General features: G+C 70.1%; 14 protein-coding genes (1 of these 14 running past the window's edge). 4 read left to right on the top strand and 10 right to left on the bottom strand.

Translation table 11 applies throughout. The annotated features are described in order from the left end of the window. Positions 1 to 8 precede the first annotated feature (8 nt). The 3 genes from E5F05_RS19945 to E5F05_RS19935 all read right to left on the bottom strand — a co-directional run bounded on the left by E5F05_RS19945 (position 9) and on the right by E5F05_RS19935 (position 2014). Positions 9 to 602 (bottom strand): TetR/AcrR family transcriptional regulator, encoded by a 594-nt coding sequence (locus E5F05_RS19945; protein ID WP_129120385.1) that lies wholly within the window; start codon positions 600 to 602, stop codon positions 9 to 11. 175 nt (positions 603 to 777) lie between these two features. Continuing rightward, positions 778 to 984: a hypothetical protein gene (locus E5F05_RS19940; protein WP_129120384.1), complete on the bottom strand. Its 207-nt coding sequence runs from the start codon at positions 982 to 984 to the stop codon at positions 778 to 780. 10 nt (positions 985 to 994) lie between these two features. Next, entirely contained in the window at positions 995 to 2014 is a 1020-nt protein-coding gene (locus E5F05_RS19935; RefSeq protein ID WP_129120383.1) for a D-alanine--D-alanine ligase family protein, read from the bottom strand. Between the two features lie 211 nt (positions 2015 to 2225). Between E5F05_RS19935 and E5F05_RS19930 the strand changes: the two genes are divergently transcribed. The 3 genes from E5F05_RS19930 to E5F05_RS19920 all read left to right on the top strand — a co-directional run bounded on the left by E5F05_RS19930 (position 2226) and on the right by E5F05_RS19920 (position 6154). After that, positions 2226 to 3947 carry an ABC transporter substrate-binding protein gene (locus E5F05_RS19930; RefSeq protein ID WP_129120382.1) on the top strand — a complete coding sequence of 574 codons (1722 nt, stop codon included), beginning with the start codon at positions 2226 to 2228 and terminating at the stop codon, positions 3945 to 3947. Positions 3948 to 4109: 162 nt separating this feature from the next. Next, positions 4110 to 5132, top strand: a complete 1023-nt coding sequence (locus tag E5F05_RS19925; RefSeq protein ID WP_129120381.1) for an ABC transporter permease — start codon at positions 4110 to 4112, stop codon at positions 5130 to 5132. Then, the gene (locus tag E5F05_RS19920; protein WP_129120380.1) at positions 5132 to 6154 is read left to right on the top strand and encodes an ABC transporter permease; all 1023 of its coding nucleotides are present in this window, start codon (positions 5132 to 5134) and stop codon (positions 6152 to 6154) included. The genes E5F05_RS19925 and E5F05_RS19920 overlap by 1 nt, the downstream gene beginning before the upstream one ends. Positions 6155 to 6196: 42 nt before the next feature. On the opposite strand, the gene E5F05_RS19915 is transcribed toward E5F05_RS19920, so the two are convergent. From E5F05_RS19915 to cobA, 7 genes are all read right to left on the bottom strand, one after another. Beyond that, positions 6197 to 6721: a GNAT family N-acetyltransferase gene (locus E5F05_RS19915; protein WP_129120379.1), complete on the bottom strand. Its 525-nt coding sequence runs from the start codon at positions 6719 to 6721 to the stop codon at positions 6197 to 6199. A 57-nt stretch (positions 6722 to 6778) separates the two neighbouring features. Then, positions 6779 to 7222 (bottom strand): hypothetical protein, encoded by a 444-nt coding sequence (locus E5F05_RS19910; protein WP_129120378.1) that lies wholly within the window; start codon positions 7220 to 7222, stop codon positions 6779 to 6781. Continuing rightward, positions 7215 to 8096 (bottom strand): CAF17-like 4Fe-4S cluster assembly/insertion protein YgfZ, encoded by an 882-nt coding sequence (gene ygfZ / locus E5F05_RS19905; RefSeq protein ID WP_129120377.1) that lies wholly within the window; start codon positions 8094 to 8096, stop codon positions 7215 to 7217. Before ygfZ ends, E5F05_RS19910 begins: the two co-directional genes overlap by 8 nt. An 80-nt stretch (positions 8097 to 8176) precedes the next feature. Next, entirely contained in the window at positions 8177 to 9274 is a 1098-nt protein-coding gene (gene hemA / locus E5F05_RS19900) for a glutamyl-tRNA reductase (RefSeq protein WP_164973570.1), read from the bottom strand. Next, positions 9271 to 9846, bottom strand: a complete 576-nt coding sequence (locus tag E5F05_RS19895; protein WP_241687247.1) for a precorrin-2 dehydrogenase/sirohydrochlorin ferrochelatase family protein — start codon at positions 9844 to 9846, stop codon at positions 9271 to 9273. The genes hemA and E5F05_RS19895 overlap by 4 nt, the downstream gene beginning before the upstream one ends. A 98-nt stretch (positions 9847 to 9944) precedes the next feature. Next, the gene (locus E5F05_RS19890) at positions 9945 to 11042 is read right to left on the bottom strand and encodes an HD-GYP domain-containing protein (protein ID WP_241687246.1); all 1098 of its coding nucleotides are present in this window, start codon (positions 11040 to 11042) and stop codon (positions 9945 to 9947) included. Positions 11043 to 11163: 121 nt separating this feature from the next. Continuing rightward, on the bottom strand, positions 11164 to 12711 hold the full coding sequence (gene cobA, locus E5F05_RS19885) for a uroporphyrinogen-III C-methyltransferase (RefSeq protein WP_129120375.1): 1548 nt from the start codon (positions 12709 to 12711) through the stop codon (positions 11164 to 11166). A 235-nt stretch (positions 12712 to 12946) separates the two neighbouring features. Here cobA and dnaE point away from each other — a divergent pair, with 235 nt between their 5' ends. Further along, on the top strand, positions 12947 to 12999 hold the beginning of the coding sequence (gene dnaE, locus E5F05_RS19880; RefSeq protein WP_129120374.1) for a DNA polymerase III subunit alpha. It continues 3922 nt past the right edge of the window; 53 of the gene's 3975 nt are visible here — the first part of the coding sequence; the start codon lies at positions 12947 to 12949; its stop codon lies off the right edge, out of view.

The raw sequence follows: 12999 nt of genomic DNA, 5'->3' as shown, positions 1-12999 counted from the left end.
GTTTGGCGTCAAGGTTCCAGCCCCGGCCACAGCACGTCCAGCAGGCCGCGCACGAAGCGTCCGGCGTCCAGCGGTTCGCGGCCCGCCTCGGGCGTCATCAGTTCGCGGTGGACATAGTGCGTCAGGGTGCCCATCAGGGTCAGGGCGGTCACGTCGGCGTCGATGGGCCGAACCCGCCCCAGCGCGACCTCGGCGCGGAGGTAGGCGGCCAGGGCGTCGGCGTCGTGGCGGATGGGATTCCCGAGGCGTTCGAGCATCGGGTTGTGGGCGGGGGCGTGTCCGCGCGAGAAGATCAGCATCAGGTTCGGCACGATCCGGGCGGCGGTGTCCAGAAAACGCAGCGCGGCCCGTTCCAGATTGCGCCGCACGTCGCCCACACCGACCAGCCCGGACAATTCCTCGCGCCAGGCAGCGTAGTCGCGCAGGCCCACCGCCTCCTCGAACAGGTCCTCCTTGGTGGCGAAGCGTTTGAAGAGCGTCCCTTCCGAGATTCCCGCCCGGCGGGCGATCTCGGCGGTCGTCGCGGAAAAGCCCTGCTCCAGAAAGGCCGCCCGGGCCGCCTCCACGATCTGCTCATCGGTGATGGTGCGGGGACGGGGCATAAGTGAGGGGATACTCGCTTATTCGGGCGAGTGGCAAGGTAACTTTGTCCTGCTTCCTGCTAGACGGGAGGACTACGCCTCAAAAAGAGGTGAGCGCCAGTGTTGAAGTCACTGGCGCTCGGAAAGGTGGTGCTCTCTTGAACCACAAGAAGCCTACCAGAAAAAGGATGCGGGTTCAGCCAAAGCCGAATGGCTGGCGGCCATCGTCGCCCTCCTGAAGGCTCTGAAGCTGCTGGTTGAACTTCTTCACCTGATCCTCGCCCGCGCTGAGCCTCTCGTGCGCCCCCCGCGCGTCCGCCCCGAAGAAGACCCCCGGCCCCGGCTGGGGGTTTTGCCTTGTCGGCGGACCGAGGGACGTTTCCCCGAGCCACTCACCACTCACCACACCCCACTCACCGCTTTTCCAGTGCCAGCTCCACCAGCCGCGTCACCAGTTCGCTGTAGCTCAGGCCCGCCGCCTCGAAGAGCTTGGGGTACATGCTGGTGGTGGTGAAGCCGGGCATGGTGTTGACCTCGTTCAGCAAGAGGTCGCCCGTCCGTTCGTCGTAGAAGAAGTCCACGCGGGCCAGCCCGGCACAGTCCAGCGCGCGGAAGGCGGTCAGGGCCAGCGTCCGCACGCGCTCGGCAATCTCACCCGGCAGCGGCGCGGGGATGTGCATGGTCGCGCGGCCCTCGGTGTATTTCGTCTCGTAGTCGTAGAAGTCGGCTTCGAAGCGCAGTTCACCGACCGGGCTGGCGATGGGGGCGTCGTTGCCCAGGATGCCCACTTCCAGCTCGCGGGGCTTGTGGGCGGCCACCGCTTCCAGAATCACCCGGCGGTCCAGGCTGAAGGCGAGGTCGAGGGCGCGTTCCAGTTCGCCGGGATGATTCACCTTGCTGATGCCCACGCTCGAACCCAGGTTGGCGGGCTTCACGAACAGGGGATAACCCAGCTCATGAGCGCGGTCGCAGACCTCCTCGGGGCGGTCGTGCCACTCGCGGCGCACGGCGAGGCGCCAGGCGACCTGCGGAATCCCGGCCGAGGCCAGCACCTGCTTGGTCATCACCTTGTCCATGCTGACCGCCGACCCCAGCACGCCCGACCCCACGAAGGGAATTCCGGCCAGTGTCAAGAGGCCCTGGATGGTGCCGTCCTCGCCCATCGGGCCGTGCAGCAGCGGAAAGACCGCGTCGTAGCCCTCGGCGCTGGCCGCGCGGTGCAGCACCAGATCGCCGCCGCGCTGGGCTTCCCCTGTTTCCAGCGCGCGCTGCGTGTCGCCGGGCGGCAGCCAGCGGCCCTGGGGACTGATCACCACGGGCGTCACGTCGAACTGATCGCGGGGCAGCGCGCGCAGCACACTGCGGGCACTCCTCAGGCTGACTTCATGCTCGCCGGACTGTCCGCCCGCCAGCAGCAGGATGCGCTTCTTCACGCTGGGCAGTATGACACTCCCGGTACTCAAGAGGCTCATCAGGAGCATCAAGTGCAGCGCCAACTGCGATCTAGACTTCTTTTAGCTCTTGCCGAACTCTCACACCCAATGCTCAGCCTACGCTATGATGCCTAGCGTTTAACCACATCCCGGTGCCGTTCCCTTCGCAGCCAAGGTTGCGTAGCGGCAGCACCCCAGCCCAGGAGGCGCAATGAAGAAAATTGCTCTGCTCAGCACCCTGCTTCTCGCTGGCGCGGCCTTTGCCGCCGCCCCCAAGGACACGCTGGTCGTGCAGGAGTCTGCCGACATCCCCACCCTCGACCCCGGCGCGACCTATGACACGGCCTCGGGTTCGGTCGTGGAGAACATCTACGAGACGCTGCTGACCTACAAGGGGAGCAGCCTGCGCGACCTGGAGCCGCTGCTGGCGACCAAGTGGACCATCAGCAACGGCGGCAAGACCTACACCTTCGACCTGCGCAAGAACGTCAAGTTCCACTCCGGGAACCCCTTCACCTGCGCCGACGCCGAGTACACCTTCCAGCGCAACCTGGTGACCAACGCCGCCGAGTCGGGCAACTGGTTCCTGTCCGACAGCCTGCTGGGCACCCCCAGCAACGCCAACGACGACAAGAGCATCACCTGGGCCAAGATCAACAATGCGGTCCAGTGCAACAGCCAGGGCCAGCTCGTCTTCAACCTGCCCAAGCCCGACCCGGCCTTCCTGGCCAAGCTGGCCTTTGCTGGGCAGAGCATCGTGGACAAGAACTGGGCCACCAAGCTGGGCGAGTGGAGCGGTACCGAGGCCGACTGGAAGAACTGGGTGGGCAAGGACCTCCAGGGCAGCAAGCTGAACGCGCAGCCCAGCGGCACCGGCGCCTACCGCCTGGTCCGCAAGGACGCCAACGCCGTCCTGGCCCAGGCCTTCGACGGCTACTGGGGCCAGAAGCCCGCGATCAAGAACGTGATCATCCAGAAGGTGCCCGAGCTGGCCGCCCGCCAGCAGGCCTTTTTGCGCGGTGACGCCGACCTGATCGAGGCGGGCACCCGCGCCAACATTGAGGAGCAGCTCAAGGGCAAGCCCGGTGTGGTGGTCGTGGACGGCCTGCCCAACACCACCGCCACCGCCGTCTTCATGAACGAGAACATCAAGGACCCCGCGCGCCTGGGCAGCGGCAAGCTGGACGGGCAGGGCATTCCCGCCAACTTCTTCAGCGACGTGAACGTGCGCCGCGGCTTCGCCTACGCCTTCAACTACGCCCAGTACATCAGCGACGTGCTGAAGGGCAAGGGCAAGCAGCGCACCATGCTGCTGCCCGACTCCTTCCCCGGCTATGACCCCAAGGTCAAGACCTACAAGTACGACCCGGCCCAGGCCAAGGCGTACTTCCAGCGCGCCTGGGGCGGCCAGCTCTGGAAGAACGGCTTCACCCTGAACGTGGCGTACCGTGCGGGCAGCGTGGGCGCGCAGACCGCGATGGAAATCCTGAAGAAGAACATCGAGGCGCTGAATCCCAAGTTCCGCGTGAACATCCAGGCCAAGGAGTGGTCGGCCATGCTGAACGACTCCAAGGCGGGCAAGGAACCGATGATCATCATCGGCTGGGCGCCGGACTACGCCGACCCCGACAACTTCATGTACACCTTCTACTCCAGCAACGGGTACTACTATCCCCGCAGCAACTGGAAGGACGCCACGGTGGACAAGTGGCTGGATCAGGCCCGCGTCACCACCAACACTGCCGAGCGCAACCGCCTCTACAGCCTGGTGGGCCAGCGTGCCTACGAGCAGTCCCCCTTCGTTCTGGTGCCCGCGGGCATCGGCCTGAACGTGGAGCGCAGCAACCTGGTCGGCGCGACTGCCCAGACCTTCAACCCCATGATCTCCTTCAGCTACACCGGCACCTTCTGGAAGGACCTCAGCAAGAAGTAACCTGAGGCAAGCGCGGCGGGGGGGCGATCAGGGCCTCCCCGCCCGTCTATGACGCTGTCGGTGACGGCTTTCTTGCCGGAACCTCACCCGCTTTCATCATCGGCGCCCGCTTTGCGAGCAAAATCAGACGAACTTCCTGTAGGGTTCGTCTAGAGGTTTCTCATGCTCAATTTCATCATCCGCCGCCTCCTTCAGATCCCGCTGGTCATGCTGGTGCTGTCGATTCTGATTGTGGCCCTCACCATGTTGCTCACGCCTGCCCAGCGTGCGGCGGGCTATATCCGCAGCGAACAGCAGGCGGCGCAACTGGAACGCATCATTCGTGACCGGGGACTGGACCAGCCTTTCCCGGTGCAGTACGGCAAGTGGCTCAGCAGCACGCTGCACGGCGACCTGGGCTTTTCCAAGGCCAGCGGCCAGCCGGTGCTGGACACCATCAAGGCACGCCTGCCCAACACCATCGAGCTGTCCCTGGTCACCGCCATCCCCATCATCCTGCTCGGCGTCTGGCTGGGCACCCTCAGCGCGCTGCACAAGGATAAGTTTCTGGATCAGGTGTTGCGGGTCTTCGCGGTGCTGGGCTACAGCCTCCCGTCCTTCGTGCTGGGGATCGTGTTGCTGGCCGTGTTCTACGGCTATCTGGGCTGGTTGCCGGGGGCTGGGCAACTGGAGGTCATCAACCAGTTCTCGGTCGGGGACCTCAAGCGCTACACCGGGATGCTGGGGATCGACGCGCTGCTCAATGGCCGCTTCGACATCGCGCTCGACGTGTTCCGGCATTTGGTCCTGCCCGCGCTGACACTAATCATCATCCTGAGCGCCACCATCCTCAAGGTGATGCGCAACAGCCTGCTCGAAGCCCTGAGCAGTGACTACGTCCGGACGGCCCGCGCCAAGGGCCTGCCTGACCGGACCGTGAACCTCAAGCACGCGCGGCGCAACGCCCTGCTGTCGGTGATCACGCTGGGCGGCTTTTTGATCATCGGGCTGCTGGGCGGCTCGGTGATCACCGAGACGATCTTTGCCTACCCCGGAGTCGGGCAGTGGGTGGTCCAGTCGGCGGGGCAGCTCGATATTCCGGCCGTGCTGGGCTTCGCGCTGCTGTCGGCGCTGGTCGTGGTGGTGGTCAGTACCGTGACCGACATCCTGTACGGGGTCGTTGATCCCCGAGTGAGGTTTGACTGATGACGACGATCAGTGCTCCCCCCCAGCGCCGCGAAAGCCGCGTCAAGGGCCTCCTGACCTCGCGGCCAGTGATGAAGCTGCGCCGCAACAAGCTGGCCATGTTCGGGCTGGTGATCGTGCTGGTGTTTGTCCTGATCGCGTTCTTCGCGCCCTTCATCGCCCGGCCCTCCACCGAGGCGGGCGGCAACTGCCTGCGCGACCTGAATCTCAGCAGTCCCACCCAGATTTACAACCCGGCCAATTCCGGGTTCTGGCGGGCACTCTTCGCCGCCCCGCCCAGTTGCTACTCCATCGAGCGCGAGAGCTTCGCGCCCAACCCCACGCCCCCCAGCGCGCAGGCCTACTTCGGCACCAGCCAGGGCTACGACATCTTCTACGGCCTGATCTGGGGCACCCGCACGATGTTCAAGCTGGCCCTGATCATCGTGAGCATCACGCTGGTGGTGGGCATCGTCATCGGCGCGATCAGCGGCTTCTACGGTGGCTGGATCGACAACCTGATCCAGCGGTTCATCGACGTGATCTTCGCCCTGCCGGGCCTGGTGCTCACCATCATCCTGGTGACGTTCCTGCGCGCCCGCAATCCCGGGGTGGACCCCCTCTTCCCGATCATCGTCGCCTACACGGTGGCGGGCTGGGCCAGTTACGCCCGCATCGTGCGTGGCGAGGTGCTGCGGACCCGGCAACTGGAGTACGTGGACGCGGCCCGCTCGCTGGGCGCCCGCGACTGGCGGCTGATCCTGAAACACGTGGTTCCCAACAGCCTCGCCAGCGTCATCACCATCGCGGTGCTGGACCTGGGCACCATTCCGCTCAGCGTGGCCGCGCTGTCCTTCCTGGGGCTGGGCTTCCCCACCGGCTACGCCGAATGGGGCCAGCTCGTGGACTTCGCCCGCGCCTGGCTGCAACCCCAGTTCTGGTGGGTGATGGTCTACCCGGCGGCCTTTATCATCCTGTTCAGCCTGGGCTTCAACCTCTTCGGTGACGCCCTGCGCGACGCCTACGACCCCAAGAGCCGCTGAAGTTCTCCCCATACGTCCCCGCCCCTCCCGGCGGGGGCGTTCTCATTCTGTCCCGCGTGCCCACACCAGCAGGTCACCGTCCTCCTCGTCCCAGGCGGTGCCGACCCTGGAAAAGCCCAGTTTTTCCAGCACGCGCCCGCTGGCCGGATTGGTGATGGCGGTCTGGGCGGTCACGCGCCGCACGTCGGGCCGGGCGAGCAGGGCCGCCACGAGGGCGCTGACCGCCTCTGTGGCGTAACCCTGATTCCAGACCTCGGGGTTCAGACCGTAGCCGATCTCCTGGTCGCCGTGCGCGTCCGGCGTGCCCTTCGCGCCCATCTGGCCGACGGCGGTGAGGGTGGCCCGCTCGACCAGGGTGGCGCTCCAGGCCTCCTTCCCGGGGTTGAAATCGGCCAGCCGCCGGGGAAACAGGGGCAGGAGGTCGCCGGGCCAGGCGGGCGGGTAGCTGACGGTGAGGGGTCCCTGCGGCGTGGGCACCGCCGCGCGGAAGGTGTCGCGGGCCAGGCGCGTCTCGATCACCTCGCGCGTGAGAGGCACCAGCAGCAGGCGGTGGGTTTCGGCGTACATGTGCCCAGGCTAAAGGGCGCGCGGGGGAGGCGCCTTCGCCAAATGGCGGAGGCCGGGTTAGCCCGTTCGGGCCGTGGCCGCCTTCACCCAGCCGGGCACGCTGGCCCAGGCGGCGGCGCAGGCCAGGGCCGCCACCAGCCACAGGAGGGCGAGGGCCAGGGGCTGGGCCAGGAACACGCAGCCCAGCAGAAAGGGCGCGGCGGGGGCGGCGGCGGCCTGGATCGCGGCGGTCAGGGCCGCGCGCGAAGGGGGCTGGACCGGCTGGCGGGCCGCGCGGTGGGCCAGGCGCAGGGCCGCCAGCGCCAGCAATGCCGCGAGCAGCGCCAGCGCCGCCACCCAGGGAAAGGGCAGCGGCGCGGGCTTGGTGAGCAGGTACAGCCCCCCCAACGGCAGCCCCGGCAGCGCGAGCGCCAGCAGGGCCACGGCCTGTGCCCGCCGCGCCGCCCGGGTCAGGTCGGCCGGGGTTCCGGCACGCAGTTCGCGGGCGAAGGTGTCAAGCATCGCTGGGCAGCGGGGCGAGCGGCTGAACGCTGGCGGGAACGCCGCCCACCTCCACCGCGTCTCCCGGCACGAGTTCCTTCCGCAGCCGCGCGAGGCTCAGGCCCCCCGCGTGCAGGCCCGCCTGACCGACGATCTTGCCGCCCCGCGTCACCTCGGCGCGGTCGGGGAGGCCCTCCCCGCTCAGGCGCGCGAGGTGGTAACGGGCGTTGCCGCGCGCCTCCAGCCGCGCCATGATCTCCTGACCCACATAGCAGCCCTTGCGGTAGCTGATGGCGGGGAGCGGCCCGCCCACGTCCAGCCCGACCTCCTGCGGCAACGTGCCGACAAAGCCGTCCCGCGTCACGTCGGGGATGCCCGCCTGCACGCGCGCGGCGTCCAGCCTGGCGAGCGGCACTTCCTCGCCGCCCAGCACCGCCAGCACCTCCGCCTCCTGACGGGCGAGGTAGTGCAGGTCGGTGCCCGATTCGCCGGTGCGGTTCACGCGGCCCGCCAGGACGGTGGCCCCGCCCAGCTCGAAGGTCTGGGCGTCTCCGCCCTCCGCGTTCCAGCCGGGTACACTCTGCCCGCCCCAGACATGGACGGTCCGCAGGTCCTCCGTCACATCCTGCACCTCGACCTGATCGAAGATGATGTAGCGCCGCAGCCGCGCGGCGAGGTCCCCCGCCTGTCCGGCGTCCAGGTGCAGGTACACGTCGCCCGGGCGCTTGTAGGCCCGCGCGAAGAACTCGATCTGCCCGCGCACGTTCAGGAAAGTGCAGGCCACCAGACCGGGTGTCGGCGCGCCGCGCAGATCGTTGGTCATCTGCCCCTGCACGAAGTCCACGCGGTCTGCGCCGGTCAGCCGCAGGGCGCTCGAAGGAATGCGGGTCCACATGAGGGGCAGGGTACGGGAAAAGGGGGAGGGGGTTGGTGGTACGCGGTACGCGCGGGGGTCGGGCACTGCTCCCCGCTCGCTCAGTCGCTCGCCAGCGCCAGCTCCCGCCGTCCCAGTTGCGCCTCGCGGGTGAGGTGCCAGCGGGAGAGGTCGGAGGCGGCCTCGCGGATGATCGCCCCCGCGTGGGGGAGGGCGGCGCGGCGGCTTTGCAGGTTGCGGCTGACGATGGCGGTGAGGTCGTCGAGGTTGTAGAGGTGCGCGCCGGGCACCGTCCCGATGTCGGGGTCGAGGATGCGCGGCACACTGATGTCGATCAGGAACATCGGGCGCTCGGGGCGGCCCGCGAGTGCGGCGCGCACCCCCTCACCGTGCAGGACGTAATGCGGGGCGGCGCTGGAGGCGATCACCACGTCGGCCTCGGGCAGCGCCTCGTGGAGATACTCGGCGGCGCAGACGCGGCCCCCCAGCTTGTCGGCAAGTTGCCGGGCGCGCGCCTCGGTGCGGTTCACCACGATCACGTCCTGCACGCCCGCCGCCCGCAGGTGCGTGAGGGTGAGTTCGGCCGTCTCGCCCGCGCCCAGGATCAGGGCGGTCCGCCGGGTGAGGTCGCCCAGTGCGGTCTGCGCGAGTTCGACGGCGGCGCTCGACACGCTGACCACCTTGTCGCTGAGGCCGGTTTCGCTGCGGACGCGCTTTCCGGCCGCCAGCGCCCCCTGCGCGACCTTGTTCAGCAGCGTGCCGGAGAGGCCGCGGGCGCGCGCCGCCTGCCAGGCCCGCTTGACCTGCCCCTGAATCTGCGTCTCCCCGATTACCAGGCTGTCCAGGCCCGCCGCCACCCGGTAGAGGTGCATGACGGCGGCCTCGCCCCGGTGGACGTACAGGTGCCCGTCGAGGGCGTGGCCCCAGGCCCCCTCGAAGGCGCTGATGGCGTCACCCTCGATCCCCGCCAGATACACCTCGGTGCGGTTGCAGGTGGCGAGCAGCATCACCTCGCGGGCGTGGCGGGACAGGTGGTCGAGAATCGCTCCCTCGTCCCCGGCCCGCACGGCGGCCCGCTCGCGCACCTCGACCGGGGCGGTCTGGTGGTTCAGGCCGACCACCGCGAAGTCCAGCGGCGCGGGCGGCGGCACCTGCGGCTGCGCGAGAAAGGCGCGGGCGGTCGGGCAGGCCAGGGTCATGCGGCTCCTCCGACCTGGGCGGGCAGGCCCAGCGCCGCGCGGATGTCGGCGCGCAGGCCCGCGAGTTCGTGTTCCCGTTCGGCAGGCGCGAGGGTCAGCGCGCGTTCGCGCCGGGCGGCCCAGGCCTTCACGGTGCCTTCCTGGGGCAGCAGCGCCCCGGCCCGCTCCACGAGGGCCTGCGCGAGCAGCGGCAGCTCCCGCCCGCTGCTCACCGCGACCTGCACGCCGCCGCGCCGGACCAGCGCCGGGAACCGCAGGGTGCCGCGCGCCGCGTCGCCCGCGTGGTTGACCAGCGCACCGACCGCGCGGGCATCGGCGGTCACCGCGTCGTTCACCTCCGCGCGGTCCGTCGCCGCGACGACCAGCCGGACGCCCCGCACGTCGGCCGGGGTGTAGGGGCGGCGCTCGACCTGGACGGGCAGCGCGGCGAAGTCGGGGTGCAGTTCGGGCGCGACGACCGTGACGTGCAGGCCTGCTTCCAGCAGCGTGCGGGTGCGGCGCAGCGCGACCGGGCCCCCCCCGACCACCAGCGCCGCCTCACCGCGCAGATCGAGGAAGGCCGCCAGACTCATGGGGCGCAGCATACCGCGCTTCCGCCGGGGCGGGCGTCCCCGACTGAACGGTAAGAAACACGGCCAGGACGGTCTTCTTGGGGAAGCGGTGCGGCGGCTCAGCGTTCCCGTCCGGCCCCGACGCCGCCGCTCGGCTGGGCCGGGAACAGCTTCAGGAAGGCCCGGACCACCGCCGGGTCGAACTGCTGGCCCGCCTCGGCGCGGATCAGGGCCAGCGCCTCGGGGACGCTGCGGGCCGCGTGGTAGGGCCGGGCGTGGGTCAGGGCGTCGAACACGTCCACCACCGCGAAAATGCGGGCCAGCAGTGGAACCGCCTCGCCCTGGAGGCCGTCGGGGTAGCCCCGGCCGTCCCAGCGTTCGTGGTGTGAGCGGATCACGGCCAGCGCGTCCGGGGGCACGGTCGGGACGTGCCGCACCAGGGCCTCGCCGGTCAGGACATGTTCCTGCATCAGCGTCCACTCGGCGGGGTCCAGCGGGCCAGGCTTGAGCAGCACGTCGTCGGGCACGCTGAGCTTGCCGACATCGTGCAGGTAGGCCCCCTGGCGCAGGGCGTCCAGGCTCTCCTCCTCCAGCCCCAGCGCGCACCCCAGCCGCTCGGCGAGCGCCACCGTGCGGCCGGTATGCCCCTGCGTCTCGTAGTCGCGGGCCTCCAGCGCGAGGCCCAGGGCCAGCAGGACCCCCTCGCGGGTCGCGGCGGCGCGGGCCGCCTGGTAGATGCGTTCCAGGGTGACGGTCCCGGCGTTGGCGAAGGTCGCCAGCAGCGTCTCCTCCCGCAGCGTGAAGTCCGGCGCGATCCGCCCGACCGTCAGGACCCCCAGCAGGCGCCCGGCCGCCGTCCGCAGCGGCGCGAAGAGGGCCGACTGCCGGGGTGAGCCGGGCAGCAGGACCGCCTCGGGCGGCAGGGTGTCCCGGTGCACGTGCAGCACCGGCTCCGCCGACAGCGCCGCCCGCCAGGACAGCCCCCGCCCACGCGGCAGCACCACCCCCAGCTCCGCCGCGTGCTCGCCCGCCTGGGTGGTCACCCGCAGCGCGTTCTGCTCGCGCCGGTAACGCAGGAACAGCGCGTAGCGGGTCTTCAGCAGCCTCACGCTGAACGTGGTCAGCGTCTCCTCGACCTCGGGGGCCGACTGCGTGGCGAGCAGCGCCCCGCTCAGTTCCAGCAGCGCGTTGAGGTCGGCCTGCTCGGCGGCGTTCACGGCCCCACTCCGCTGGCGGGCAGGGAGGACCGGGCATGGTGCAGCCACATGCGCGCAGCGTGACACGCCGGGCCGGTCCTTGCCTATGGCCAGCCGGGCCGGGCCAGGGTTTGAACCGGGTTCAAGGTGCGGCGGGCGACGTGACCGCTTCGCTGGCCTGCGCGGCGGCGTCGGCCAGAGCTTCCAGCGTCGCCTCCTGCGCGACGGTCACGCGGGTGAATCCGGCGGCGCGCGCGGCCTCGGCGGTCTGCGGCCCCATCGCGGCGACCGGGAAGCCCGTCCCAGCGAGGGCCGCGAGGTGCCTTGCGGCGCTGCCCGAGGCGAGGGTCACCACGTCGGCCTGCCGCAGCCGCTCCCGCGCGGGTTCGCTCAGGGCCGCCGGTTCGGTGCGGTACAGTTCGGCGCGCTCAAAGCGGAGGCCGCGCGCCGTCAGCCCGCGCTCCAGCTCGTCTTCGGCCACCTGGCTGGTGAGGTGCAGGGCCACCTCGCCGGGGCGGGCAGGCAGTTCGGCGCCCAGATGCCGCGCCCCCGGCGCCCGGGGCACGAAGTCCGCCCGGACGCCCCGTTCCAGCAGGGAGCGGGCCGTGCTGGGGCCGACCGCCGCGATCCGCACGCCCGCCAGGTGCCGCGCGTCCAGTCCCAGGCGCGTGAGGTGCGTGAACAGCGCCGTGACTGCCTGATTGCTGGTCAGGAGCAGCCAGGCCACCCCGCTCAGGTCGCGCAGGCGGGCATGCAGGGCCGCCTCGTCCCCGGTGTCCGCGAAGCGGATCAGGGGCACCTCCAGCACGGAGGCTCCCCGCGCCCGCAGCAGGTCCGAGAGGGCGCTCGCCCCGTCGCGCGTGCGGGTCACGGCCACCGTCCGGCCCGCCAGGGAACCGCCGAACGCGGGCGACGTGTCGAACCAGCGCAGCGTGTCCCGCAACCGGGCGACCTCGCCCACGACCGTTACGGCGGGCGCTTCCAGCCCGGCCTCCCGCACGGCCTGCGCGATGGTGGCCAGAGTGCCGGTCGCCACGCGCTGCCGCGGGGTGGTGCCCCACTGGACGGTCGCGGCGGGCGTCTGGGGGTCACGGCCCGCCGCGATCAGGTCCGCGCTGATCTGCTCGAGGTTCCGCACCCCCATCAGCAGCACCAGCGTATCCACCCCCGAGAGTTTCTCGTAGTGCGCGCCGCCCTCCCGCGTGTTGCCGGTCAGCACCGCGAAACTGCGCGCGGCCTCGCGGTGGGTGACGGGAATCCCGGCGTAGGCGGGGGCGGCGATGGCGCTGGTCACGCCCGGCACGATCTCGAAGGGAATCCCCGCCTGCGCGCACGCCTCGGCCTCCTCGCCGCCGCGCCCGAACACGAACACGTCCCCGCCCTTGAGCCGCGCGACCCGCTTGCCGCCGCCCTCCCGCGCCTTCTGCACGATCAGCGCGTTGATCTGCTCCTGGGAGATGTACTCGGAAAAGCCCTTCTTGCCCACGTAGATCGTCTCCGCCTGCGGGCAGAAGCGCAGCAGCTCGGGATTCGCCAGGTAGTCGAACAGCACTGCGTCCGCCTGCCGCAGCGCCTCGGCCCCCCGGAGCGTCAGCAGGCCCGGATCGCCCGGCCCCGCCCCGATCAGGGACACGAACGCGCGGGAGGAGGTCGGCGCCGAAGAGGTCCGGGCAGAAGCGTCAGCGGTCATGTCCCCAGGCTAGCGGGCCGCGCGGGGGACAAATGCGGGGAGGGCCCGTCAATGCCACGGTTACTGCAACGTCCGGTTTTGGGTACGCTCGCCCCGGTCAACCCCTCAGTCAGCTGCGCTCAAGGGGAGCCAGGGACGCCGTTTGCCCTCCAGGAAACCTTGCCACTTCGCGGTGGCCCTGCCGTCAATGCCCGCCGTCACACCCCGGATTCTGTTCCCGGCATATCCTTTGCTCATGACCGCCGCCGACGCGACCCAGCCCCACATCCATTTGCCGGACGGCTCCTG

Origin of the sequence: Deinococcus metallilatus (genome assembly GCF_004758605.1) — a bacterium.
Lineage (GTDB): Bacteria > Deinococcota > Deinococci > Deinococcales > Deinococcaceae > Deinococcus > Deinococcus metallilatus.
The sequence above is the reverse complement of the archived record's forward strand: the minus strand, read 5'-3'. Positions and strand labels throughout refer to the sequence as shown.

Bases quoted from the DNA above. Each gene is read 5' to 3' on its own strand.
- E5F05_RS19925 (WP_129120381.1), top strand. From the start codon at position 4,110: ATGCTCAATTTCATCATCCGCCGCCTCCTTCAGATCCCGCTGGTCATG.
- E5F05_RS19930 (WP_129120382.1), top strand. From the start codon at position 2,226: ATGAAGAAAATTGCTCTGCTCAGCACCCTGCTTCTCGCTGGCGCGGCC.
- E5F05_RS19920 (WP_129120380.1), top strand. From the start codon at position 5,132: ATGACGACGATCAGTGCTCCCCCCCAGCGCCGCGAAAGCCGCGTCAAG.
- E5F05_RS19910 (WP_129120378.1), bottom strand. From the start codon at position 7,222: ATGCTTGACACCTTCGCCCGCGAACTGCGTGCCGGAACCCCGGCCGAC.
- ygfZ (WP_129120377.1), bottom strand. From the start codon at position 8,096: ATGTGGACCCGCATTCCTTCGAGCGCCCTGCGGCTGACCGGCGCAGAC.
- cobA (WP_129120375.1), bottom strand. From the start codon at position 12,711: ATGACCGCTGACGCTTCTGCCCGGACCTCTTCGGCGCCGACCTCCTCC.
- hemA (WP_164973570.1), bottom strand. From the start codon at position 9,274: ATGACCCTGGCCTGCCCGACCGCCCGCGCCTTTCTCGCGCAGCCGCAG.
- E5F05_RS19895 (WP_241687247.1), bottom strand. From the start codon at position 9,846: ATGAGTCTGGCGGCCTTCCTCGATCTGCGCGGTGAGGCGGCGCTGGTG.
- E5F05_RS19915 (WP_129120379.1), bottom strand. From the start codon at position 6,721: ATGTACGCCGAAACCCACCGCCTGCTGCTGGTGCCTCTCACGCGCGAG.
- E5F05_RS19945 (WP_129120385.1), bottom strand. From the start codon at position 602: ATGCCCCGTCCCCGCACCATCACCGATGAGCAGATCGTGGAGGCGGCC.